Origin of the sequence: Arthrobacter oryzae (assembly GCF_031454875.1) — a bacterium.
GTDB classification, from domain to species: Bacteria; Actinomycetota; Actinomycetes; order Actinomycetales; family Micrococcaceae; genus Arthrobacter; species Arthrobacter oryzae_D.
In genome coordinates this window covers 499,180-522,379 of sequence record NZ_JAVDRQ010000002.1, presented here as the reverse complement: position 1 = coordinate 522,379, position 23,200 = coordinate 499,180, and the positions used below count along the sequence as shown (strand labels likewise).

Annotated in this window: 21 protein-coding genes; 6 read left to right on the top strand and 15 right to left on the bottom strand. The window is 64.5% G+C overall.

What is annotated here, in order from left to right:
• Positions 1-68: 68 nt before the first annotated feature.
• Complete coding sequence (locus J2805_RS05680) at positions 69-698, top strand: PH domain-containing protein (RefSeq protein WP_309970447.1); 630 nt, start codon at positions 69-71, stop codon at positions 696-698.
• A gap of 24 nt (positions 699-722) precedes the next feature.
• Here the strand turns inward: J2805_RS05680 and J2805_RS05675 are convergent, their stop codons facing one another.
• The 4 genes from J2805_RS05675 to ychF all read right to left on the bottom strand — a co-directional run bounded on the left by J2805_RS05675 (position 723) and on the right by ychF (position 6,732).
• Complete coding sequence (locus J2805_RS05675) at positions 723-1,823, bottom strand: ABC transporter permease (RefSeq protein WP_309970444.1); 1,101 nt, start codon at positions 1,821-1,823, stop codon at positions 723-725.
• On the bottom strand, positions 1,820-3,361 hold the full coding sequence (locus tag J2805_RS05670; protein WP_309970441.1) for an ABC transporter permease: 1,542 nt from the start codon (positions 3,359-3,361) through the stop codon (positions 1,820-1,822). Before J2805_RS05670 ends, J2805_RS05675 begins: the two co-directional genes overlap by 4 nt.
• Positions 3,362-3,540: 179 nt before the next feature.
• Positions 3,541-5,319: an ABC transporter family substrate-binding protein gene (locus J2805_RS05665; protein WP_309970439.1), complete on the bottom strand. Its 1,779-nt coding sequence runs from the start codon at positions 5,317-5,319 to the stop codon at positions 3,541-3,543.
• A 327-nt stretch (positions 5,320-5,646) separates the two neighbouring features.
• The gene (gene ychF, locus J2805_RS05660) at positions 5,647-6,732 is read right to left on the bottom strand and encodes a redox-regulated ATPase YchF (protein ID WP_309970436.1); all 1,086 of its coding nucleotides are present in this window, start codon (positions 6,730-6,732) and stop codon (positions 5,647-5,649) included.
• A 99-nt stretch (positions 6,733-6,831) separates the two neighbouring features.
• Here ychF and J2805_RS05655 point away from each other — a divergent pair, with 99 nt between their 5' ends.
• Positions 6,832-8,043 carry a DNA recombination protein RmuC gene (locus J2805_RS05655; RefSeq protein ID WP_309970433.1) on the top strand — a complete coding sequence of 404 codons (1,212 nt, stop codon included), beginning with the start codon at positions 6,832-6,834 and terminating at the stop codon, positions 8,041-8,043.
• A 31-nt stretch (positions 8,044-8,074) separates the two neighbouring features.
• Here the strand turns inward: J2805_RS05655 and J2805_RS05650 are convergent, their stop codons facing one another.
• A complete protein-coding gene (locus J2805_RS05650; RefSeq protein ID WP_309970430.1) occupies positions 8,075-9,154 on the bottom strand; it encodes a 4-hydroxy-3-methylbut-2-enyl diphosphate reductase in 1,080 nt (359 codons plus the stop codon).
• A 9-nt stretch (positions 9,155-9,163) separates the two neighbouring features.
• Positions 9,164-10,021, bottom strand: a complete 858-nt coding sequence (locus J2805_RS05645; RefSeq protein ID WP_309970427.1) for a hypothetical protein — start codon at positions 10,019-10,021, stop codon at positions 9,164-9,166.
• A 183-nt stretch (positions 10,022-10,204) separates the two neighbouring features.
• Here J2805_RS05645 and xseA point away from each other — a divergent pair, with 183 nt between their 5' ends.
• A complete protein-coding gene (gene xseA / locus J2805_RS05640; protein WP_309970424.1) occupies positions 10,205-11,488 on the top strand; it encodes an exodeoxyribonuclease VII large subunit in 1,284 nt (427 codons plus the stop codon).
• A 65-nt stretch (positions 11,489-11,553) separates the two neighbouring features.
• The gene (locus tag J2805_RS05635) at positions 11,554-11,784 is read left to right on the top strand and encodes an exodeoxyribonuclease VII small subunit (protein ID WP_309970421.1); all 231 of its coding nucleotides are present in this window, start codon (positions 11,554-11,556) and stop codon (positions 11,782-11,784) included.
• Here the strand turns inward: J2805_RS05635 and J2805_RS05630 are convergent.
• The 8 genes from J2805_RS05630 to rsgA form a co-directional block, all read right to left on the bottom strand.
• Positions 11,781-12,344: a dihydrofolate reductase family protein gene (locus tag J2805_RS05630; RefSeq protein WP_309970418.1), complete on the bottom strand. Its 564-nt coding sequence runs from the start codon at positions 12,342-12,344 to the stop codon at positions 11,781-11,783. The two genes, J2805_RS05635 and J2805_RS05630, sit on opposite strands and share 4 nt — an antisense overlap.
• A gap of 45 nt (positions 12,345-12,389) precedes the next feature.
• A complete protein-coding gene (locus J2805_RS05625) occupies positions 12,390-13,244 on the bottom strand; it encodes a polyphosphate kinase 2 family protein (RefSeq protein WP_309970417.1) in 855 nt (284 codons plus the stop codon).
• 105 nt (positions 13,245-13,349) lie between these two features.
• Positions 13,350-14,570, bottom strand: coding sequence for a pyridoxal phosphate-dependent aminotransferase (locus tag J2805_RS05620; protein WP_309970414.1), 1,221 nt, complete (start codon positions 14,568-14,570; stop codon positions 13,350-13,352).
• 182 nt (positions 14,571-14,752) lie between these two features.
• Positions 14,753-15,709 carry an ABC transporter substrate-binding protein gene (locus J2805_RS05615; RefSeq protein WP_309970411.1) on the bottom strand — a complete coding sequence of 319 codons (957 nt, stop codon included), beginning with the start codon at positions 15,707-15,709 and terminating at the stop codon, positions 14,753-14,755.
• A complete protein-coding gene (locus J2805_RS05610) occupies positions 15,706-16,452 on the bottom strand; it encodes an ABC transporter permease (protein ID WP_309970408.1) in 747 nt (248 codons plus the stop codon). The genes J2805_RS05615 and J2805_RS05610 overlap by 4 nt, the downstream gene beginning before the upstream one ends.
• Complete coding sequence (locus J2805_RS05605; RefSeq protein WP_309970405.1) at positions 16,449-17,159, bottom strand: ABC transporter permease; 711 nt, start codon at positions 17,157-17,159, stop codon at positions 16,449-16,451. The genes J2805_RS05610 and J2805_RS05605 overlap by 4 nt, the downstream gene beginning before the upstream one ends.
• The gene (locus J2805_RS05600) at positions 17,159-18,259 is read right to left on the bottom strand and encodes an ABC transporter ATP-binding protein (RefSeq protein ID WP_309970403.1); all 1,101 of its coding nucleotides are present in this window, start codon (positions 18,257-18,259) and stop codon (positions 17,159-17,161) included. The genes J2805_RS05605 and J2805_RS05600 overlap by 1 nt, the downstream gene beginning before the upstream one ends.
• Before the next feature lie 232 nt (positions 18,260-18,491).
• Complete coding sequence (rsgA, locus tag J2805_RS05595; protein ID WP_309970401.1) at positions 18,492-19,670, bottom strand: ribosome small subunit-dependent GTPase A; 1,179 nt, start codon at positions 19,668-19,670, stop codon at positions 18,492-18,494.
• 382 nt (positions 19,671-20,052) lie between these two features.
• On the opposite strand from rsgA, the gene J2805_RS05590 reads away from it, so the two are divergent.
• Positions 20,053-21,084, top strand: coding sequence for a pirin family protein (locus J2805_RS05590; RefSeq protein ID WP_309970398.1), 1,032 nt, complete (start codon positions 20,053-20,055; stop codon positions 21,082-21,084).
• A 3-nt stretch (positions 21,085-21,087) separates the two neighbouring features.
• Here the strand turns inward: J2805_RS05590 and J2805_RS05585 are convergent, their stop codons facing one another.
• Complete coding sequence (locus J2805_RS05585; protein ID WP_396134227.1) at positions 21,088-22,062, bottom strand: N-acetylglucosamine kinase; 975 nt, start codon at positions 22,060-22,062, stop codon at positions 21,088-21,090.
• A 36-nt stretch (positions 22,063-22,098) separates the two neighbouring features.
• On the opposite strand from J2805_RS05585, the gene J2805_RS05580 reads away from it, so the two are divergent.
• Positions 22,099-23,148 (top strand): nitronate monooxygenase, encoded by a 1,050-nt coding sequence (locus tag J2805_RS05580; RefSeq protein ID WP_309970395.1) that lies wholly within the window; start codon positions 22,099-22,101, stop codon positions 23,146-23,148.
• The last annotated feature ends 52 nt before the right edge of the window (positions 23,149-23,200 follow it).

Genomic DNA, 23,200 nt, shown 5'->3' with positions numbered 1-23,200 from the left:
TTCCCTTCCGCCCAAGCCATGGCACCGGAGATTAGTGCTGTGGCCTGGAATCCTGAATTATTGGGGGCATGAGCAGTGTGCCGCACGCCGGAAATGTTGAAGTCTTCAAAGCCCGAACAAACAAATGGTTCGCCTGGCTGTCCTGGCTGGTCGCCGCCGTCGGCCTTATTGTCACGGCGGCGGCCGGCAGCCCGGCAGCGCTGCTGGGTACGGGCCCGCTGCTGCTGATCGGTTTTCTCGGCTGGCTGCTGTTTTGGATGCCGTCTGTGGTGGTTCATGACGGCGGCATCACCCTGGAGAATCCGTTCCGCTCCATCGACGTCCCGTGGGCCGCACTGGTGAACGTTGATACGCGGTACGCCCTGACGCTGGTCACACCGGCCAGGAGCTATGCCTCCTGGGCCGCCCCGGCGCCCGGCATCTGGGGCGGCCGGAATGCCCGTCCCGAGGATCTCAGGGGCCTTCCTTCCGCGACATACGGACCGGGACAGTCCGTGCGCCCGGGTGACCTGAAAACCACCGACTCCGGCCAGGCGGCCCGGCTGGTTCGCGCCCGTTGGGAAGAGCTCGTGGAAGCGGGTGCGCTGGACGCCGGCCATGCCGATACGACGGCGGTGAGCGTGCGGTTTCGCTGGACGGCGATCGCCGCCACCGTGGTGCTCCTTGCCGCCAGCTATTGGGGCGTCGCAGTTCCGTAGGGCGGATGCCCGGACAGCCCGCATTCAGTCGCCCGCAGACCCGTCGGCTGCAGGAGCCGGAGCCTTCTCCGGCTCTCCGGCAGGCTTGGTGTCCTTGGCCTTCTTGGCGTTGAACTTCTTCTGCCTCGGATCGAACGCGTCTCGCAGCCCGTCACCGATGAAGTTGATACTGAGGCAGATCAGCACAATAAACAGGCCCGGGAACCAGAACAGCCACGGCCGGGTGGAGAACGCTTCCTGGTTCTGCGAGATGAGCAGCCCCAACGAGGTGTCCGGGGATTTCACGCCGACGCCGAGGTAGCTCAGGGCCGTTTCCAAGAGGATGGCGGCGGACATGGTCAGGGTCACGTTGACGATCAGGACGCCGATGGCATTGGGCAGGATGTGCTTGAAGATAATCCGCGCATTGCTTGCACCCGAGATCCGTGCCGCGTCCACAAACTCGCGTTCACGGAGGGTCAGGAACTCGCCGCGCATCAGCCGGGCCAGTCCGACCCAGCTGACAAGGCCCAGGAAGATCCCCAGGATCAGGATGCCGTTGCTGGCCGCGAAGCCGGAAAACCAGCCGCCCTGGTCCCTGCGGTTGACGGTCTGGGCCACGACGGCGGCAAGCAGCAGCACCGGAATGATGATGATGACGTCGGTGATCCGCATCAGGACAGCTTCGACCCAGCCGCGGAAGTATCCGGACAGGCCGCCGATCACAGTGCCGAGCAGGCCCGCGATGGTCCCGATCAGAACCATGATGGTGATGGACTGCTGGGCTCCGCGCATGGTCATGGCGAAGAGATCCCGGCCGATCCGGTCCTGCCCGAACGGGTGTTCGCCCCAGGCCGGCGGCAGCAGCGACGCCGTCGGAACCCCGTCGTTGACCAGCGGCGAAACATCAAGGTGATCGTATTTCCACCAGCCCGGAATTCCCGCCCAGCCTACCGAGGTGAAGGCAAGCAGGAAGATGAAGACAAAGATGAACAGGCCGGCGATGGCTCCGCTGTGGCCGAGGAACCGCTTGCGGACAATCTGCCCCTGGCTCAGCCCCTTCGCTTCCGGCTCGAAGGTCGCGCCCGGCGGCCTGGGGTGTGAGTGCTCTGCGAGGAATTCTTCCTGCTGGGTTGGCTGGCTCATGCCTTAATCCTTACGCGGGGATCGAGTGCGGAATACGCAAGGTCTGCTATCAGGTTGAACACCATCGCGGTCACGGCCACGCAGACGAACACGCCCATGACGGGGTTCGGGTCAGTGTGCATGATGCCGTCCAGGAAGAGGAACCCCATGCCTCGCACCGAGAACACTGTCTCCGTGATGACGGCACCGCCGATGAGCGCCCCGATATCGAACGCCACGATGGTGGCGATGGGAATCAGCGCGTTCCGGAATGCGTGGCCCATCACTACGGACCGCTCGGAGAGTCCCTTGGCTCGGGCTGTCCTGATGTAGTCCATGTTCATGATTTCCAGCATGGAGGACCTGGTGAACCGGGTGTAGCTTGCCAGCGAAACAAGGATGAGGGCCATGGTCGGAAGAATCAGGTGCGTAAAGGTATCCAGGCTCAGAACCCAGAAATCGCCCTGGATGTTGGGGGTACCGGCACCAATCGTGGCAATCGGCCGCCCCCTGACCCTGCTGTTGTTGAAGTAGCTTGGCCATGCCTGCATGAAGCGGTCCATCAGGATGAGGCCGCCCACAAGGAAGGCTGTTATCCCGGCGGCGCGCATCGACTGGCCGCGATCGTAGCCGCCCATCAGGTAGCCCGTTCCCACACCCACGCCGATGGTCGCGATGCCGAGCAGGACGATCATGAGCGCCGTCGCCTCGTTCAGCAGCGGCTGGACGGCGAAGTAGGCAACCACTCCGAGCGCCACGACGATCAGGGAGGACTGCAGGGCACGCCTGTTCTTGAGCCCGGCCACGAGGACCGTCACGGCGAAGGCCAGGCCCACGCCCGCGATGGCAATGACCACCGGACCAAGTCCGGGGTTCCGGAACCACTGGACAACGGAGAAGTAGATCAGGATGAGGCTGGCCGCGAGGAACACAATGCCGCCTGAAACAAGCCTGCGGCGGACAGCTCCACCGACGGCAACCGCCACGATCAGGCCCGTTATGGCGCCGATCCCCAAGGCAACGGGCAAGGGTATTTCGGGATTACGAAGGAAATTGTTGAAGCCGATGGCTCCGTATTCCTTCAGGAGCACGGCAACCCAGAAGATGGGAAGCGAGAAGAACAGGAACGCCATGAACGTCACGCCGTAGTCGAGGGCACTGTACTGCCGGAGCGCTGTGATGATGCCGAGGGCGATGCCGATCAGGATGGCCAGTACGGTGGCGCCGGTAACAAGCGTCAGGGTCTGGACCAGCGCGAAGCCCAAAGCCTCCGTTATCGGCTGCCCTGCGATGTTCTTGCCGAGGTCGCATGAGCCGCCGAACGGAACCAGGCATTTGGCTGCTCCGCCGAGCCATTTGAAGTAGCGGAGGGGCGCCGGTGTTTCCAGGTCGAGGAGCTCGCTGCGGGCGTCCATGAGCTGTTGTTTGTTCGCGGCACTGGTGGCACGGAATTCCTCCAGTGGATCTCCGGACGACGCTGTCAGGAGGTACACGAGGAACGATGCCCCGAGAAGTATGAGTGCGGCAGTAATAAGCCGCCGGACGATGTACGTCACCATGGTGGGAAGCCTCGATATCCGGGCCGGGATCTCTCCGTGCCCATCGCAGAATCAGTCCGGCTTGCCGAGTGAGGTGGGCGGAAAGCCGGCAGAATGCCGGTGGTGCCGGCGAAGGCGCCGGGACGCTGCTGCTTTTGTCCCGGCGCCTTCACCTGCTGTTCGCTCGCTGAGCGGGGGCTTTACTTCTCAGCCCACTCCCAGAAGTTCCACCAGACACCGGTCTGGTTCGGCATGAACTTCACTCCGGTGATGCGGTCGCTGTAGGCGTCCACACCAACTGACTGGAAGAGCGGGAGGCCGTAAGCGGAATCCCAGATCCTCTTGTCGATCTGCGTAATCAGCTCATCCTGCTTGCTGCGGTCGGTGGTGACGATCAGTTCGTCCATCAGCTTGTCCGCTTCCGGATCGCTGAACTGGTTGAAGTTGGATCCGTTGCCGGTGCGGAAGATCTGCGGTACGCCGGAAACGCCGACACCGGGGTTGATCCAGCCGAAGATGGTGGCGTCGTAGCTGCCGTCGCCCAGGGCCTTGCCCCAGTCGGAAGCACCCAGGCCGCCGTCAACGATCTTGAACCCGGCCTTCGTGGCCGACTCGCGGATCAGGGAGAAGGCATCAACACGGTTCGGGTTGTCCTTGTTGTACATGATGCGGATCTCAGGCGTCTTGCCGGCGAGGAGTGCCTTGGCACCGTCGATGTCCACGTCCTGGTAGGCCGAGGAACCGTTGTTCTTCACAGACTCCTCATAGGCTGCCTGGGCCGGAACGAACAGCTGGGAGTCAAGGGGCTTGGCTTCCGGATCGAGCTTCTTCACGATCTTGTCGACGATGTCCTTGCGCGGGACGGTCTTCATAAACGCCTCACGGACGCTCTTTTCGGCCAGCGGACCGGAGTAGTTCAGGTCGATGTGGTCGTAGGAGAGCTGGTTGCCCTGCTCCACGGTCACGCCCTGGCTTTCGAGTGCCTTGAGCTGCTCGATGGTGTCTGCCGAAGCCTGCGGAGCAATGATGTCCGCTTCGCCGTTCTTGAGTGCCTGCACCTGCGCCGGAGCGGAACCAATGTACCGGACGGTGATTTCGTCCAGGCTCGCTTCCGGTCCCCAGTTGTAGTCCTTGTTGCGGACCATGGTCAGCGACTGGTCCTGCGTGACGCTCTTGACGATGTAAGGGCCGTTGGAGAGGTAGAGGCTGGGATCCGAGGGCAGGGTCTTGGTGTCGAACCCGGTGTTCCAGAAGTCGGCCATGGCCTTCAGCTTCTCGTCGGCCGGCTTGGGGGCCTTGGCGTCGCCCTTCGGCTTTTCCTTGAGGTAGTCCACCAGTGCCTTAGCGTCGCTGAGGCCCGCCTTCTTGGCCATGACGTGGGCCGCGATGTCAATGCCCGGACCACCAAGGATGGTTTCCCAGTCAGCAAAGGGCTTGGTGTACTTGATGGTCATGGTGCGGTTGTCGTCGCCGAGCTCGGGGAAATCCGTGAGCTTGAGGCCTGTGGGGTCACCCGCGTACGAGAAGTATTGGGTACCCGTCTTCGCCTCTGAGTCGGCGTCGTCGTAGTAGCCCGAGAACGCTGCCCACTGCAGCAGGAGGTCGGCGGCCGTGACAGGGGTTCCGTCGGACCATTTCACGCCCTCGTTGATGGTGTACTTGACCGTCAGCGGGTCATCGGAAGTCTTTTCCATCTTGCCGAACTTCTCGTTGCGAACAACGTTCAGCTGATTGTCGATGTAGTAGAAACCCGAGTGGGTGGCATAGCTGATCTTCGAGTTGATGTCAGTGTTGCCGTCGGCAGTGTTCGGGTTGAACGTGTTGAAAGCGTTCACCTCGACCACCGTGGCTGAGCCACCCTGTTTGCCGGCAGTGGCGCTGGACGGGGTTGTCCCGCCGCTGTTGCCGGCGCAGGCGCTGAGAGCAAGCGCGGCAGCTGCCGCGACGCCTACCGCTTTGGAAATACGACCGAAGCGCATTCCGCCTCCTATGTTTCTGTGGTTTGAAAAGACCGCCGCTGTAAGCGCCGGCCAGACCGCCCATTCCCCCAGTGAGAATGTGGCTGGTCTCACATGAGCAGTAGCCTAAACCCGAAAAGTGCGCAGGTGGGACCAAAGTTGCCCATGAGTAAAGGTTGTTACCGAGCTGCAACAATGGGCAGGAGGAGCCTGTTTAAATCGTTGGAGAACCTTGACGCGCCTAAGGCTGGCGGGACTGTCTCTGATCACAGCAAAAGCCCCGATTCAAGGGAATCGGGGCTTTTGCAGTTAATGCTCAATCACTGACTGTGGCTGTGGATCCGGGTGCTACACGTTGAAGCGGAACTCCACCACGTCGCCGTCGGCCATCACGTATTCCTTGCCTTCGATGCGGACCTTGCCGCGGGATTTGGCCTCGGCCATCGAGCCGGCCTCAATGAGGTCATCGAACGACACCACTTCGGCTTTGATGAAGCCGCGCTGGAAGTCGGAGTGGATCACGCCGGCGGCCTGCGGTGCAGTGTCCCCCCGGTGGATGGTCCAGGCCCGGGTCTCCTTGGGGCCGGCCGTCAGGTAGGTCTGCAGTCCGAGCGTGTGGAAACCGACCCGTGCCAGCTGGTCGAGGCCGGATTCGTCCTGGCCATTCATCTCCAGCATCTCGCGGGCTTCTTCCTCATCCAGCTCCACGAGGTCGGATTCCAGCTTGGCGTCGAGGAAGATGCTGTCCGCCGGTGCCACCAGGGCGCGCAGCTCTTCCTGCTTTTCCGGGCTTCCGAGGATTCCTTCGTCCGCGTTGAAGACGTAGATGAACGGCTTGGCGGTGAGGAGGCTGAGCTCCTTGAGGTGCTCCATCTCGAGTTTGTCGCTCTTGACCGAGGAGAAGATCGTGTCGCCGCGTTCTAGGACTGCTTGCGCAGCCTTGATGGCAGCCAGCTCCGCTGCCTCGCGCTTCTTGATCTTGACTTCTTTTTCGATCCGGGGAATCGCATTTTCGATGGTCTGAAGGTCGGCAAGGATCAGCTCGGTGTTGATGGTCTCCATGTCCGAGCGCGGATCCACCTTGCCGTCGACGTGGATGACATCGGGGTCATCGAACACGCGGACAACCTGGGCGATGGCCTCGGCCTCGCGGATGTTGGCGAGGAACTTGTTGCCCAGGCCTTCGCCCTCCGACGCGCCTTTCACGATCCCGGCGATGTCCACGAATGACACCGGGGCGGGCAGCAGCCGCTGGGATCCGAAGATGGCCGCCAGCTTCGCCAGGCGGGGATCCGGCAGGTTCACGACGCCGACATTCGGCTCGATGGTGGCGAACGGATAGTTCGCGGCCAGCACCTGGTTGCGGGTCAGTGCGTTGAAAAGGGTTGATTTGCCGACGTTGGGCAGTCCGACGATGCCAATAGTTAGAGCCACGAGCATTGATTCTACCGGTAATCGGTCCGGAACTCGCGGCCGCCGGCAGAAGCGTGCGTCTGCGCTAAAAATGTCAGGGGGCCGTGCCAAAGTGAACACATGGACGCTTTTGCACTGATACTTGCCCTGCTGATGCTGATTCTCGGCGCCGTGATTGGCACCGCCTTCACCTATGTGGTGTTCCGGCGGCGGAACCTTGCCCTGGAGCAGGATTTCGACGGCGTTTCCGCCCGCCTTTCGGAGGTCAGCGCCCAGTTCGCGGCTGCCGACGCCGAGCGGCGGCTGCTGTCGGCACAGAACAGGGAGCTTGGCGAGTCACGCAACCAGGACGGCAGCGTCCTACGGGCACTGGCACCGGTCGCGGAGAAGCTCACGGCTGTCCAGCAGCAGGTATCCCTCCTGGAGCGTGACCGGCTGGAGCAGTACGGACAGCTCGCCCAGCAGCTGCAGGAAGCCCGCCTCTCCGACGAACAGCTTCTCCGCTCAACCCATGCCCTCGAGTCCGCCCTGAGGTCCAACAGCGCCCGCGGCCAGTGGGGCGAAGTTCAGCTGCGGCGTGTGGTGGAAGCCGCCGGCATGCTTCGGCACGTGGATTTCCATGAACAGCACCACAGCGCCGGGGCGGGAAACGCCGTCCGGCCCGACCTTGTGGTCCAGCTCCCCGGAGCCAAGCAGCTGGTGGTCGACGCCAAGGTGCCCCTGGCGTCCTACCTTGAAGCCCAGGACCTGGGGCCCTCCTCGGGCCGGCAGCAGCACGGGCCTGCCCTCAACGGCCAAAGTGCCCTGTTGGCGGCGCACGCAAAGGCATTGAAATCCCATGTGGACGCCCTGAGCAGCAAGAAGTACTGGGATATCCCCGGCAATTCACCGGAACTGGTGATCTGCTTCCTGCCGGCGGAATCCATTTTGGCCGCCGCGCTGGCGGCCGACCCCGGCCTCCTGGATTATGCCCTGAACAAAAATGTTGTGCTCGCCTCCCCCGGCACACTGTTGGCCGTCCTGAAGTCGGTGGCGTTCACCTGGCGGCAGGACGTGCTGACGGACAGCGCCCGGGAGCTGTTCGAGCTGGCACGGCAGCTCTACGAGCGGATGGGAACGCTCGGCGAAAATGTAACCAAGCTGGGCTCATCCCTCAAAACTTCCGTCGACCGCTACAACTCGATGGTCGGGACGCTCGAAGCACGGGTCCTGCCCACTGCGCGGAAACTCAACGCCCTTGAAGCCGAGGGGCTGACCACGCCGCCCGCGATCGAGGTGACGCCGCGATCAGTGGCTGCCCCGGAACTCCAGTCGGAGGAATCAGCCGCGTAATCCCGCGGCAAGGGAGGAACCCCTGATCGGGTCAGGCCCGCGCTTTGCGTCCCCCCAGGGCGCGGGTCACGTCTCCGGATTTCTTCAGCGTCGCGCGAAGCTCCTTGGGCAGCGAGAAGAGCAGATCTTCCTCGGCTGTGACCACTTCCTCCACAGCGCCGTAGCCATAGTCCGCAAGGAGCCGAAGCACGTCCTTGACCAGCACTTCCGGAACGGAGGCGCCGGAGGTGACGCCAACCGTGGCCACCCCTTCGAACCAGGCCTCGTCCACTTCGTTGGCGAAGTCAACGCGGTAGGAAGCTTTTGCGCCGTATTCCAAGGCAACCTCAACGAGGCGCACGGAGTTGGAGGAATTGGCGGAACCCACCACAATGACCAGGTCCGCCTGCGGGGAAATCTTCTTGATGGCCACCTGGCGGTTGGTGGTGGCGTAGCAGATATCGTCGCTGGGCGGATCCTGCAGCGTCGGGAAACGATCCTTGAGCAGCCGGACCGTTTCCATCGTTTCATCCACGCTCAGCGTGGTCTGCGACAGCCAGATGACTTTTTCCGGATCCCGCACCGTCACCTTGTCCACTTCGTGGGGGCCATTGATGATCTGGATATGCTCGGGGGCTTCACCGGCGGTCCCTTCAACTTCCTCATGGCCGTCGTGGCCGATCAGGAGGATGTCAAAGTCGTCCTTGGCAAAACGGACAGCTTCGCGGTGCACCTTGGTCACCAGCGGACACGTGGCGTCAATGGTCCGCAGACCGCGGTCCTCGGCCGACTGCACCACCGCGGGAGACACGCCATGGGCCGAGAAAATCACCAGGGCACCTTCGGGGACCTCATCGGTCTCGTCAACGAAGATGGCGCCCTTCTCCTCGAGGGAGCTGACCACGTGGACGTTGTGGACGATCTGCTTACGGACGTAAACCGGCGGACCGTAGTGCTCCAGCGCCTTCTCAACTGCAATAACGGCGCGGTCCACTCCGGCACAGTAGCCGCGTGGAGCCGCGAGCAGCACTTTCTTGGGACCTGACACCGGAGCCGCAGCCAGCACGTCCTCGGGCGAACGGCGCCTCCGCGGAATTGAAGGCATGGGGATGGAGACAGCTGAGGTGGTCATTGTTCAATGCTACCGGGAACGCAGGGTGCGGCCGGCGCCGGCAACAACGCGGAAAATGACACCGGCCACGATGAGGACGCCGCCGGCGATGAGCGTGGCCAGGATCCACTGCCCGAACCGGTCGGAGGATGCCGCAACGAACTCGCTCTTGAAGATGTCAGCCACCTCGTTCCCGCTGGCCGTTCCGGCCACCGCGAGGCCCGCTGCGTCCGAACCCAGTTTCCAGACCGCCGCCAGCACCAACGCTCCGGCTCCGGCGCCCGCCAGCACAGTCCAGCGCCGCCGTGCGGTAACGAACCCAAGCAGCAAGGCGATTGACGATCCCGCCGCCAACGCGTAACTCATGGGCGCGTAGACCGACACCTGGTCCACGAGTTGGCGCTGGCTGGGCTGCCCGATGTCGATCAGCGTCTGGTCCGGCGCTTCCAACGGCACTTTGGTTGCATCCGAAATCTGCCGGATCAGCAGGCCCGCCAGAGGTGCCACATCCAGGGTGAGGGACGTCGACGGTTCCGCCTCCGAGGAGGCGGTTCCGGAAGCCGTGAAATTGAGCGCGTGGCTCCTCCTCAGGGTTTCCTCCCACGCCGCGGGGTAGCCGGGGAGTGTCGTGAGTGATTTGGCGGCGGAGTCCAGGATCGGCTGCACCAGTTCGGCGAACGGTTCGGGAATCTGGCCGGCCGGATCGATGCTGCCAACCGCGGCGGAAGCCAGCCTTTCCTGGAAGACGGCGTCCTTGCCCAGCGGGCCGGCGAGGGACACAAAACCGTCCTCCTGGACAATGTTCCGGTCCACCCAAATGGCCGGGACGGCGACGGCGGCCAGCAGGAGTCCAAGGACGACGGCAGCAGCGGAGACAAAAGTGCGCAAGGGATTCCTAGGTTTGGTGGGCGGTACTGCCATCCTAGGGGCGCCGGCAGGGAAGCGAAAATGTCGGCGGACAGTGATAGAGCTATGGATAGAGTTGATTCGGTTTGACGCTATTCCGTTTTGAAGCACCGCCACCGCAAAGGATTCCCATGCCCCAGGCCACCACCACAGCACGGTCCACCCGTGTCTGACACCACGCCCGCGGCAACAACGCTTCCGGCAACGGCTGCCGATACAAGTCCGGACAACCCGTGGCCCTTGCAGCTCCTGTCCCAAAAGCTCAAGGCCCACATCGACCGAACTCCCTCGGCCTGGGTCGAAGGCCAGGTCATCGAGTTGAACCGCCGCGGCGGCAGTGCCTTCATGACGCTCCGGGATGTCGACGCCGAAATCTCGCTGCCTGCCTCAATCTGGTCGAATGTGCTGGACCGCCAGGAGGTTCCGCTGGAACGGGGCTCCAGGGTGGTGGCCCTCCTTAAGGCGGAATTCTGGCTCAAGACCGGACGCCTCAACATGTCCGTGAAGGACATCCGGCCGGTGGGGCTCGGAGACTTGCTGGCGCGGATCGAGCGGCTCCGCCACGCGCTTTCCCTGGAAGGTCTCTTTTCGGATTCCCGAAAGAAGCGCCTGCCTCTCCTCCCCCACCGGATCGGGCTGATCACAGGACGCGATTCCGACGCCAAAAAGGACGTGCTTCGCAACGCCGCGCTCCGCTGGCCCGCCGTCGAATTCGAGGTCCGGGAAGTGGCCGTGCAGGGAAATACCGCGGTGTCACAGATCATCCGCGCACTGCGGGAGCTCGATGAGGATCCCCATGTTGATGTCATTGTCATCGCCCGCGGCGGCGGGGCGCTGGAGGACCTGCTCCCCTTCAGCAATGAGGACCTGATCCGGGCGGTATCCAGTGCGTCCACGCCGGTGGTCAGCGCGATCGGCCATGAGGCGGACCGGCCCATCCTCGACGACGTCGCCGACCTTCGCGCCTCGACGCCAACCGACGCTGCCAAACGAATCGTTCCCGATGTAGCGGAAGAACTCACCAGGGTCCGGCAGGCCCGCGACCAGCTCCGGCGCGGCGTGACGCGGCTGGTGGAACGTGAATCCGACCGGATGACCTCGTTGCGTTCGCGGCCTGTCCTCGCCTCACCGGAAGTCATGGTCAGCACCCGGGCAGAAGACGTAGCCCGTCTAAGCAGCCGCTCACGCGCTGCCATCGGCACCGCAGTGCTGAGGGCCGCCGACCAGATCGTTCACCTCCGCAACCAGGTGCGTTCGCTCTCCCCGCAACAAACGCTGGACCGCGGCTACGCCGTCGTGCAGGTGGCTGACGCGGAACGCGCGGATCAGCAGAGGGCCGTGGTGCGGCACCCGTCGCAGGCACCGGAAGGCTCCGAATTGTTCGTACGCGTCGCCGGCGGCAGCTTTTCCGCCCGTTCAACCGGCAACCACCGGGTTTCCGACAACTGAATCAGCGCGGTGCCGGCCAGTTGCCGGCACCGTCCAGTCCACTTACACCAGCAGGGAGCAGCACAATGGCAGCAGAACAGAAACCGAACGCGGACATCGATGGACTGAGCTACGAGGAGGCCCGCGAACAGCTTGTGGCCGTGGTGGGCAAGCTGGAAGCCGGCGGCGCCAGCCTGGAGGATTCACTCGCTTTGTGGGAGAGGGGCGAAGCGTTGGCCAAGCGCTGCGAGGAATGGTTGGAAGGCGCGCGCAAACGACTGGCCGCGGCCAGGAACCAGGCCGGTCCGGAGTCCTAGCCGCTGCTCGAATAGTGGAGCAAAACCACGCCGTTGCCGAACGTTCGCGTCCCCTTGAGGCTGAGGTTCATCCGGACATCAGGGACCTCGAACAGCGGCCGGCCCTGCCCCAGCACCACGGGATGGACGAAAACCTGAAATTCATCGACCAGGCCCTGCCGCATGAAGGTGGAGGCCAAATTGACGCCGCTTAGGACGATGTCGCCGCCGGGCTGCTCCTGCAGTTCCGTGATCTGTTCCGGCACGACGTCGTGCAGCACCGATGTGTTCCAGCCCGCCTGCGTAAGGGTCCGCGAAAAGAGGAACTTGGGCATGTCGCACCAGATCCCGGCGAACTCGACCAGGGGCGCCGAGAGGTCCGGATTCCGGCGGGCCGTGGGCCATAAACCGGCCATCAGCTCATAGGTGACTCGCCCGTACATGAAGGCGCCCAGCGCCCGGAACTGCTCATTCAGGTAACGGAGGATTTCCTCGTTCACCAGATGCCAGCTGATGTCCCGGTCCGGCCCCTCGAAGAATCCGTCCACAGACACCGACGACAAAAGTATGATTTTGCGCATTCGAGTACCTCCCGTGCCGGCGAAAGGCGTTGCCGAAAGTGCGCGTCAGGACTTTTCCACCAGAGCGCGCTCCAGGGCAACGTCGAACTCGGCGGCGGGCCACTGCAGGTTCAGGTCTTCCAAGGCGTGGAGCAGCAACTGCTGCACGGCGATGCGCGCGTACCACTTCCTGTTCGCCGGGACCACATGCCAAGGCGCCACCTCGGTGTGCGTCTTCTCGAACGCTGCCTGGTAAGCGGCCATGTAGTCGTCCCAGAAGGCGCGCTCCTGCAAGTCGCCGCTGCTGTACTTCCAGTGTTTCGAGGGATCATCCAGCCGTGCGAGGAGGCGGGCTTTCTGTTCCTCCCGGCTGATGTTCAGCATCACTTTGACGATCCGGGTGCCGGACGCCGTGAGCCTTGCCTCAAATTCGTTGATCGCCGTGTAGCGTCGCTCCAGCTCGTCCGGGGAGGCCCAGCCGCGGACCCGGTGGATGAGGACGTCCTCGTAATGGGACCGGTCGAAGACACCCACCATCCCGGCTGCGGGCACTTCCTTCTCGATCCGCCAGAGGAAATCGTAGGCTTTCTCCTCGTCGGTGGGCGCCTTGAACGCCTTCAGTTGCACACCCTGCGGGTCCATGGCCCCCACGACGTGTGCCACGACGCCGCCTTTTCCCGCGGTGTCCATTGCCTGGAGGATCAGCAGGACGCGCTTAGTGCCACCAAACTTGGCTTCGGCGAACAATTTCTCCTGCAAAGTCGCCAGTTTGCCGTCGAGTTCGGCAAGAAGGGCCTGCCCGTCCGATTTGGCGCCCGCATATCCCGGCGTTGAATCAGGGTCCACATCCGCGAGCTTGAATCCGTCGCCGGCGGCGAGGATCCCGGAGGGGTTTTCCTTGAACGTTTCGATGCTTGCCATGACTAGCCTTCCGCCGCTGTGCCACCAGTCCGGAGCGCCGCGTCCCGGCGGCGCACTTCCGGCTGCCGCCGCCCGGGATCCACCGGGCGGCGTGCTGCCATCAGGCTAGTTCCCCTGGTACCGGCTCAGGAAGTCCCCCATGCGGCCAATTGCCTCTTCGATGTCCTTCACGTTCGGCAGCGTGACCATCCGGAAGTGATCCGGCCGCACCCAGTTGAAGGCACGCCCATGGGAGACGAGGATCTTCTGCTCGCGGAGCAGGTCCAGGACAAACTTTTCGTCGTCGCGGATATGGAATACCTCGGGGTCCAGTTTGGGGAACAGATACAGCGCCCCCCTGGCTTGCTGCGTGCTGACTCCGGGGATGGCGTTCAGCATGTCGTAGGCCTTATTCCGCTGTTCCAGCAGGCGCCCGCCGGGCAGGATCAGGTCGTTGATGCTCTGGTATCCGCCCAAGGCCGTTTGGATGGCGTGCTGTGCCGGCACGTTGGCGCAGAGGCGCATGTTGGCCAGCAGGCTGATGCCCTCTAGGTAATCAGCGGCGTCTTTTTTGGGCCCGGAAATCGCCATCCAGCCGGCCCGGTAGCCGCACACCCGGTAAGCCTTGGACAGTCCGCTGAAGGTCAGGCACAGGACGTCGTCGCCGGTGAGGCTGGCCAGGTTCACGTGGACGGCGTCCTCGTACAGGATCTTCTCGTAGATTTCATCCGCGAAAAGCACCAGCCCGTGCTTTTCGGCCAGTGCGACGATCTTCTTGAGCGTCTCTTCCGGGTACACCGCACCGGTGGGGTTGTTCGGGTTGATCACCACGATTCCCTTGGTGCGCGGGGTGATCTTGGCTTCGAGGTCGTCCAGGTCCGGCTGCCAGCCGGAGTCCTCATCGCAGAGGTAGTGCACCGGCCGGCCGCTCGCGAGGGCCACGGAGGCGGTCCACAGCGGGTAGTCCGGCGTCGGGATGAGGACCTCGTCGCCGTCGTCCAGGAGCGCCATGAGCGACATGGTGATGAGCTCACTGACGCCGTTGCCAAGGTAGATGTCGTCCACGTGGATGTTCTGGATCCCGCGGGTCTGGTAGTACTGCGACACCGCGGTCCGGGCGGAAAATATGCCGCGGGAATCGCTGTAGCCCTGGGCATGGGGCAGATGGCGGATCATGTCCACCAAAATGGCGTCCGGCGCTTCAAAACCAAACGGGGCCGGGTTTCCGATATTCAGTTTGAGGATGCGGTGACCCTCTGCCTCCATCTGCTGGGCGGCCTGAAGAATCGGTCCACGGATGTCGTAGAGGACATTATGAAGCTTGGTGGACTGCTTGAATTCTGCCATCCATCAAATATGCCATATGGAGGATGTACTTCAGCTGAGACTTGACTCACACGGGAAACCGGCAGCCTCCCGCCCGGCAAAGCTCCCTTGACCGTCGGAACAAGGACGGCGGCTGCCGGACCCCGTGAGGTCCGGCAGCCGCCGTCGTGCGTTCCGGAGTGGAGCCCGTGGTGCGCTTCGAGCTACTTAACCAGGCCCTTGTCCTTGAGCCAGGCCGCGGCTGCGTCCTTCGGGTTCTGCTTCTGGCTTCCGCTGACCGCCCGGTTAAGGTTGATCAGGTCTTCCGTGGTGAGGATCTTGGACACGGAGTTGAGCGCCTCCTTGGCCTTGTCCGTCATCTTGGCCTTGTTGTACAGCGGAAGGACCTGCTGGGCGATGAAGTTGTTCTTGGGGTCCTCCAGGACCACCAGGTCATTGTCGGCGATCGCGGGCGTCGTGGTGTAGATGTCCGCGACCTGAACCTGGTCCTCAAGCAGTGCCTTAACGGTAATGGGGCCGCCGCCGTCGCTGAACGGTTCCAGCTTTTTGGGCTCGCAGCCGTAGTTCTTCTTCAGGCCGGGGAGTCCGTAGGCGCGCTCGGCGAAGGTAGCCGGGGCACCGACCACCAGCTCGCTGCAGACCTTCGCGAGGTCTTCAATCGACTTGAGCTGGTACTTTTCGGCCGTCGCCTTGGTCACCACCATGGCGTCCTTGTCCTCAGCCTTGGAAGCCTCCAGCACGGCCAGCCCTTCGGGCAGCTTGGCCGGGAGGGCCTTGTAAATGTCCTCCGCGGACACTTCGGCGGCCTCCTTGTTCACATGCAGCAGGAGGTTGCCGCTGTAGTCGGGGATGACGTCGACGGAACCGTCCTGGACGGCCTTGAAGTAGACCTCGCGGGAGCCGATGTTGGGCTTGGTGCTTGCAGTCACGCCGGCCGCGTTCAGGGCTCCGGCGTAGACCTCGGCAATGATCTGGCTTTCGGGGAAGTCGGCAGAACCGATCACCAACGCGGAACCTGATCCCGAGCCGCCCGTGGCAGGTGCGCTTCCCAGGGGGTCAGACCCTCCGCCGCACGCGGACAAAGTCAGGGCAAGCCCGACGCCGGCGGCCAGACCGCCGAATGCGCGCCGGCCCAGGACTCTAGAGTGGGTTTCCTTCATGACGTACCTCCTTGAACAACAGGCTCCGCGGACACGGGCTCTGTGAGATCAACCGGCGCCTGCTGGCTCCGGTCCGGCGTGGCAGCGGCTCTCCTGGACAGGAACAGCCTCTGGAAAACGGCGAGAATCAGATCGACGGCAATGGCCAGACCTGCTATCAGGAGCGAACCGCCCAGCATCTGCGGAAAGTCGGACAGCACCAGGCCGTCGAAAAGGTACCGGCCCAGGCCGCCCAGATTGATGTATGCAACGACTGAAACGGTGGCGATCACCTGCAGCACGCCGGTCCTGAACCCACCGAACATCACCGTCAGGGCATTCGGGACTTCCGCCCGGAACAGCACCTGCAATTCAGTCATACCCATGGCGCGGGCGGCGTCCACCACGTTCCGGTCCACGCTGGCAATCCCCGCATAAGTCCCCGCGAGGAGCGGGGGCACCGTGAGAATCACCAGGGCCCAGATCGGAGGCATCAGTCCGATGCCCGCCAGGAGGACGAAGAGAGTCAGCAGGCCAAGGGTAGGCAGGGCCCGCAAAGCCCCTGCCAACGCAACAACTGCCACCCGGCCGCGCCCTGTGTGGCCGACATAGAGGCCGATCGGGACTGCGATGGCCGTGGCGATCACCATCACGAGGCCGGTGTATTGGAGGTGCTCTGCCAGCCTGACGGGTATTCCCGTACTCCCGGTCCAATGCAGCGGGTCGCCCAGCCACTCGAACGTGTCGGTAAAGACATTGCTCATGCGGAGGCACCCCCGGTCCTGACATCGGACAGGCGCTCGGCCGCCGAGGGGAGATCAGCCTTGTCCGTTCTGGCTGCTGCCCTGGTCCACGGGGTCAGGAGCCGTTCCAGGAGCACCAGCACGGCATCCATCACCAGTGCCAGAACCAAAATGGCAATGATGCCGACCACTACCTCGGTGATGAAGCCCCGTTGGAGGCCGGAGGTGAAAAGCATTCCCAGGTTTCCGATGCCCAGCAGGGCGGCAACGCTCACCAGCGAGATGTTGCTGACCGACACCACGCGCAACCCGGCGAACAGCACCGGCAGGGACAGCGGGAGATCAATCTGGAGGAACCGCGCACCGGGCCTGAAGCCCATCGCGACCGCCGCCTGGCGGAGGTCGTCATCCACCGAGTCGAAGGCGTCCAGGGCCGCCCGCACCAGGAGGGCCACAGCGTAGATCGTGAGTGCCACAATCACATTGACCGGGTCCAGCACCCTGGTCCCCAGGATTGAGGGCAGGATGATGAACAGTGCGAGGGAGGGCACCGTATAGAGCAGGGACGTAGCCGTAACCACCACGGAGCGCACGGTCCTGCTACGCCGGGCGAACTGGGCGAGCGGAATCGAGAGCAGCAAACCAAAGACCATAGGCAGGATGGCCAGCACCAGGTGCTGGCCGGCGAGCTCGAACACCCGTCCGCTGTTGGCCAGGAACCATTCCATCAGTGGGCACCCTGCCGGACCAGCCGGGCCGATTCAATGACCGCCAGCACCTCATCCGCCTTGAGGACGCCGGCAAGCCGGCCGTCGGCGTCCACGGCAACACCCAGCCCTGAGGGTGAGGAGAGCGCCGCGTCCAGGGCCCGGCGGAGGGTCTCCCCTTTCCGGAAAAGCGATCCGCCGGGGATGAGCGCCGAGCCCGCCCCGGGGTTTGTCCAGCCCAGCGGCCGGGATTCGGTGTCCACCACGAGCAGCCAGTCGTCGGCGGCAGAATTCGCCGCGCCGGCCGCCAGATCGCGGTGGCTTACGGTAGGCACATCATGGAGGATGACGGCGTCGGACGGGCTGAACGCCAGGTGCCGGAACCCCCGGTCCTTGCCCACGAAGGACGCCACGAAGTCGTTGGCCGGTGCGCGCAGGATTTCCTCCGGTGTGGCGTACTGTGCCAGCTTGCCGCCGGTGGCGAAGACGGCCACTTTGTCCCCGAGCACCGTAGCCTCGTCGATGTCATGGGTGACAAACACGATGGTCTTGGCCAGGTCGCGTTGCAGCCTGAGGAGTTCCTGCTGCAGTTCGTCGCGGACCACCGGATCCACGGCGCTAAAGGGTTCGTCCATGAGCAGAACGGGCGGGTCGGCCGCGAGGGCGCGTGCCACGCCCACACGCTGCTGTTGGCCGCCTGACAGCTGCGAGGGGTAGCGCTTTCCGAGCACCGAAGCGAGCCCCACGACGTCGAGCAGTTCCTGGGCGCGCTGGCGCGCCTCCGCCTTGGAGACCCCGTTCAGCCGCGGGACCGTGGCGATGTTGTCCAGCACGGAACGGTGCGGCATCAGGCCCGAGGACTGCATAACATAGCCCATGGACCGGCGCAGCTGCGCGGCGGGGACGGACGTGACGTCCTTTCCGCCCACGGTGATGGTGCCCGAGGTGGGTTCCACCATACGGTTGATCATCCGCAGTGATGTGGTCTTTCCGCACCCGGACGGACCAACAAAAACCGTGATGGAGCCTTTGTCGATGGACATGGTCAGGTTGTCCACGGCCGGCTGCCCGCTCTGATACTGCTTGGTGACGCTCTGGAATTCGATCATGGCTTCAGCCATTTCCGGGCTTACCTAACTGTTGGCGGCAACATCGGACGGACGGGCCAGAAGATCATAAGCTCACTGATTTTCGGCTGTAAAGCAGGTATTACACAGCGTAACCAGCGGCCCCGCCAAAGTCAGCGGTGTCGCGGCTACCGTAAGCATTCGGTGACCTGCGCCTTTTGGATGGGTGGCGGCGCCGGAAGCCAGTAATGATCAATCCGGCACCGCTGCTGCTCCTGGCCGCGGATCACCTGCGCTTCCGTTTACCCCGCTTTCCGTCCCCGCCTGCGCGGTCGCCTGACGATTCGTGTCCATAGCGCTCGGCGGCCCGCTGGCTCTTGCCGGCTACCACCACCTTCTGGTGCCATTCCCGCTGGTAGGCCCGCCGCGCCGCCGCGTCGTGCCGGCGGTTCAGCGCCGCAAGCTCACGTTGGAGCTTGAGGTAGCTCTCCCACCGGCGCATGTCCAGCGTCCCGACGGCGATCGCTCCCTGGACAGCGCAGCCGGGTTCCCGGTCGTGCGCACAGTCGGCGAAGCGGCACTGTCCAAACAGCTCCTCCAAGTCGCCGAACATCTCCCCCATCCCGTCGTCCGCGTCGAAGAGCCCGAACCCGCGCACCCCGGGGGTGTCCATGAGCACGGCTCCCCCTGGCAGCGGCACCAGCTCGCGGGACGTGGTGGTGTGCCGGCCCTTGCCGTCGCCCGCCCGGACCGGACCGACTTCCTGGACGCGGTGCCCCGCCAAGGCGTTGATCAGCGTGGATTTCCCCGCGCCTGAAGGCCCCAGCAGGACCAGCGTCCCGCCGGCCGGCAGGTGACCGAGCAGTTCATCGAGGCCATCGCCGTGTTCTGCGGAGGTGGTGACCACCTCCACGCCGGCGGCCTGCAGGATGACCTTTCCGACGACGTCGTCCGCGATGTCGGCGAGATCCGCCTTGGTGATGATCACCAGTGGAGTAGCCCCGGAATCCCACGCGGCCACGAGCGTCCGCTCGAGCCGGTTGTGGGTGAGCGGCCGGTCCACCGGCACCACGACGCCCACCACATCCACGTTGGCGCCCAGGACCTGGGCTTCCGAGGACGCTTCAAACGCCCGCTTGCGGCTGAGCGCCGACTGCCTCGGCAGCACGCTGATGATGGCTGGTTCCCCCACGGCGTTGGCACCGAGCCAAACCCAGTCCCCCGTAGCAGGAACGTCTCCGTGGCTCGGATAAGGCAAGTGCCGGAATTCCGCCGCTCCGGCGACCAGGACCCTGTTCCGGTCGACGCGGACCACCCGGCCCGGGTTCTCTCCGCCCGGAACGGGATGTGCCTCAAACAGCGCTGCCGTTGAAGGTGTGAAACCGAACTGCACGGGACCGGCCAATGCCGGAGACCCGTGAGGTGAAGTTGAGTTGTTGGTTGCCAAATAATCTGCGGTCAGCATGTGACCGGAAGTTGTATTCAATGGAAAACCTCTGGTGAGGCCCCGTTGCATGGACTCCGCTGTTTGAGTCAGCCGGCGCGGAATTCGTTCGCGGTGGCTCGGGCCCGATGATTCAGGCCCTGGGATTCAGGCGAGTGCGGTTCAGGACATGCGATGGTCCGGGGCAGGGATAATGACTTTGCTGAGGCGCTTGGCGCGCAGGAATATTGCAGTCATCGTCTCCACCTCCCCGTGTCTACGGCCACGACTTCGCGTGGCGCCGTCCGCTGCACCGGCACTCCCGCCGGCGGCTTTTCAAGGGTAAACCGCCGGGCACCAACTTGGCTAGGGGTCGCGGGCAGGGCTGCTGCGGTAACCCGGGCGTTGGGCCTAGAGTTGGTCTGTGACCAACCTTGAAGTCAGCCCCAGGGAAGAACTGTGCCCGCCCGGACAGCCCGGAGGTTACTCCGGTAACGGACCGTGCCTGCAGTTTTGGCCGGCGCGGGAAGTGCCGCTGGGAGGAGTCCGGGCCATGAACGTGCTGCGGACTCTTCCGCAACGCGGCCTCCCCACGGTGGGCGCCTGGTGTTTCCTGGACAGCTTTGGTCCGGACCGTGTGGCCATGTCCGTCCTGCCGCATCCGCACACCGGCCTGCAGACAGTGACCTGGCCGCTCGCCGGCAACATCAGGCACCGCGACAGCGTGGGCAGCGACGTGATCGTTCGACCCGGCGAGCTCAACATCATGACGGCCGGCCACGGTGTGTCGCACTCCGAGTTCGCCGTGCTTCCGTCCGGGCAGGACGACGGCGGGGTGGAGCTTCCGCTGCAGCGGGGCCTTCAGCTGTGGGTCGCCCTGCCGGACGGCGAGCGTCACCGGGCCCCGGCCTTCGAGCAGCACCGGGACCTGCCGGAAGTTGCCGGAGCCGGCTTCACCGCAACAGTCATGGTGGGAAGCTTCGCCGGAGTGGCCTCACCGGCCACGATGTATTCTCCGATCGTCGGAGCGGATATCAGCTGCGTCGGCCCCGTCACGCTGCCGCTCGACCCGAAGTTTGAGCACGCGGTGCTTGTGCTCGACGGCGGCATCACCATCGACGGCCAGGACGTTCCGCCGGGTCCTCTGGGCTACCTCGGCACGGGCCGCCATGTGCTTGAACTGGACGCACGGCCGGACACCCGCTTTGTCCTGCTGGGCGGGGAACCGTTCCAGGAGGAGCTGCTGATGTGGTGGAACTTCGTGGGCCGGACCCACGACGAGGTGGCTCAGGCGCGCCAGGACTGGGAGGCGCAGGCAGAGCTACCGGACCCTGACGCCGAGGCATCCCGCTTTGGCCTGGTCCGGGGCCACGGCCCGGACGCGGGGGCCGAGGCCGGACGCATCCCTGCTCCGGCACTCCCCGGCGTCAGGCTACGGCCCCGCACGCGTTCCTGACCGCTACCGCTGTTCGGCCACCAACTGCAGGACGCCGAAAACGGGATCCTGCTCCAGGACACGCACATCCGTTACGCCTTCGGCGGCAAGGCTGCGCCTGAAGGATTCCTGGAGCCTTGCCACGTTCATGCCGAGGCCGCTGCCCAGGATGACCGGACCGTGGATTCCCAGTTTCTTCAACGCCTGCCCGGCCAGGTCCGCCAGGTCCCGGCCCGCCTGCTCAATCAGCGCCTGGCTGGCCTGGTGACCGGCGTCCGCCGCCTCGACCACGAGCCGTGCCTGCTGCGCCCAGAAGCGGCGCCCGGTCTCTGGCGAGTGGAACAGCGCAATCAGCTTGTTGGGATCGTCAATGCGGCAGGATTGCAGCAGCGCCGTGGTGAGTTCGTCGGTCTCCAATCCCTGGTTCATTCGGCGGAGGCTGTAACGGACAGCTTCGCGCCCCAGCCAATATCCGCTGCCCTCGTCCCCGAGCAGGTAGCCCCACCCGCCGGCGCGGGCCTCCTCGCCCTGTGCGTTCTTGCCCCAGGCCGCGGAACCGGTGCCTGCGATCACGGCTACGCCGGTGCTTGCCCCGCCGGCCGCAAGCAAAAGCCGGGAGTCGTGGACCACTGTGATTTTCGCGCCGGGCACGTGCGGAGCGATCAGCGCCGCGAGCGCAGCTGCGTCTTCGTCCGTGTCGATTCCGCCGGCTCCGGCGTAGACCTGGGTCACTGTGCCTCCGCCGATCCGGGCAAAGAGCTCGGCCAGGTTCAGCACCGCTTCCTCACGGCTGACGTTCTGTACGTTTGAACTGCCGACGCTTTCATCGGCGATGGCCCGCCCGTCCTCGAATCGGACACCGCGCGTCTTGGTTCCCCCGATGTCCAGGCCGATCACTGCGCCGGCCGGCGCACCGGCCTGGGGAGCGGGCGGCGCGGCAGGGGCACCAACGGTGGAAGGAACAGAATCCGTTGCCGGCAGGTTGTCAGAATTAGTCACGTGAACAGACTACTGAGTCGCTACAGGGAGCAGGGAATGACAGGCGCCATATTCGGTACAAGAATCGTTGCGGCTCCCATGGCCGGGGGCACGTCTACGTCCCGGTTCGTGCAGGCAGTGCACCACGCCGGAGGCGTTGGATTCCTCGCCGCGGGCTATAAAAGCCTGGAGGCCATGGCGGCCGAGGTACATGAGGTCCGGTCCTCCGGTGCAAGATTCGGCATGAACCTCTTCGTGCCTGACCGGACGCAGCTGAATCCGCCGCCGCCCGTCAAAGCGGCTTTGGAGGACTACCGGCGGAGTCTTGAGCCGGACGCCCGGCGGTACGGGGTATCGGTTCCCGCCCTGCGGCTCGACGACGATGACGAGTGGCAGGACAAGGTGGACGCCCTGCTGGCGGACCCGGTGGAGTTCGTCAGCTTCACTTTCGGGCTGCCGGAGCAGGATGAAATACGCGCGTTCAAGCGGGCCGGCTCCGTGGTCATTGCCACGGTCACCAGCAAAGCCGAGGCCGTGCTGGCCGTAGAGCGCGGAGCGGACGCCCTGGCCGTCCAGCACGGGAGCGCAGGCGGTCACAGCGGGGCCTTCCTGACCCCCGGCACCGCAGCGGTTTCCCCCGGACCCCGCACGACGGCGGACCTGATCGCCGAAGTGCGGGCCGCCGTCGGCGTTCCCCTGGTGGCGGCCGGCGGCATCATGGACTCCGCGGGCGTTGACTCCGTGCTGGCCGCCGGTGCCACAGCAGCCCAGCTGGGCACGGCCTTGGTCCGCAGTGACGAAAGCGGTGCGAGGCAGCTGCACAAGGACGCCCTCGGCAGCCCTGTTTTCACCGAGACCCGCCTGACCCGTGCCTTCACCGGCAGGCACGCCCGGGCCCTGGCCAATTCCTTCGTCAGGGACCATGAGGATGCCCCGGAGGGGTACCCCGCCATCCACCACCTCACCGCGCCGATACGCGCGGCGGCAGCTGCGGCAGGCGATGCTGAGCGGCTAAATCTCTGGGCAGGAACCGGCTGGCGGCAGGCGGCAGAGGGACCGGTCTCGGCAATCATTGCCAGGCTGCTGGACAGGTCCGAACGTTCCTGAACTGTCCGGAACGTTCGAAGTTGTCCTGCCGGCACACCCGGCCCGATGAGGC

What these genes read in the sequence shown, in the direction of transcription:
- J2805_RS05680 (WP_309970447.1), top strand. Translation starts at nt 69, where the DNA reads ATGAGCAGTGTGCCGCACGCCGGAAATGTTGAAGTCTTCAAAGCCCGA.
- J2805_RS05675 (WP_309970444.1), bottom strand. Translation starts at nt 1,823, where the DNA reads ATGAGCCAGCCAACCCAGCAGGAAGAATTCCTCGCAGAGCACTCACAC.
- J2805_RS05670 (WP_309970441.1), bottom strand. Translation starts at nt 3,361, where the DNA reads ATGGTGACGTACATCGTCCGGCGGCTTATTACTGCCGCACTCATACTT.
- J2805_RS05665 (WP_309970439.1), bottom strand. Translation starts at nt 5,319, where the DNA reads ATGCGCTTCGGTCGTATTTCCAAAGCGGTAGGCGTCGCGGCAGCTGCC.
- J2805_RS05655 (WP_309970433.1), top strand. Translation starts at nt 6,832, where the DNA reads ATGGACGCTTTTGCACTGATACTTGCCCTGCTGATGCTGATTCTCGGC.
- J2805_RS05650 (WP_309970430.1), bottom strand. Translation starts at nt 9,154, where the DNA reads ATGACCACCTCAGCTGTCTCCATCCCCATGCCTTCAATTCCGCGGAGG.
- J2805_RS05635 (WP_309970421.1), top strand. Translation starts at nt 11,554, where the DNA reads ATGGCAGCAGAACAGAAACCGAACGCGGACATCGATGGACTGAGCTAC.
- J2805_RS05630 (WP_309970418.1), bottom strand. Translation starts at nt 12,344, where the DNA reads ATGCGCAAAATCATACTTTTGTCGTCGGTGTCTGTGGACGGATTCTTC.
- J2805_RS05625 (WP_309970417.1), bottom strand. Translation starts at nt 13,244, where the DNA reads ATGGCAAGCATCGAAACGTTCAAGGAAAACCCCTCCGGGATCCTCGCC.
- J2805_RS05620 (WP_309970414.1), bottom strand. Translation starts at nt 14,570, where the DNA reads ATGGCAGAATTCAAGCAGTCCACCAAGCTTCATAATGTCCTCTACGAC.
- J2805_RS05615 (WP_309970411.1), bottom strand. Translation starts at nt 15,709, where the DNA reads ATGAAGGAAACCCACTCTAGAGTCCTGGGCCGGCGCGCATTCGGCGGT.
- J2805_RS05610 (WP_309970408.1), bottom strand. Translation starts at nt 16,452, where the DNA reads ATGAGCAATGTCTTTACCGACACGTTCGAGTGGCTGGGCGACCCGCTG.
- J2805_RS05605 (WP_309970405.1), bottom strand. Translation starts at nt 17,159, where the DNA reads ATGGAATGGTTCCTGGCCAACAGCGGACGGGTGTTCGAGCTCGCCGGC.
- J2805_RS05600 (WP_309970403.1), bottom strand. Translation starts at nt 18,259, where the DNA reads ATGGCTGAAGCCATGATCGAATTCCAGAGCGTCACCAAGCAGTATCAG.
- rsgA (WP_309970401.1), bottom strand. Translation starts at nt 19,670, where the DNA reads ATGCTGACCGCAGATTATTTGGCAACCAACAACTCAACTTCACCTCAC.
- J2805_RS05580 (WP_309970395.1), top strand. Translation starts at nt 22,099, where the DNA reads ATGACAGGCGCCATATTCGGTACAAGAATCGTTGCGGCTCCCATGGCC.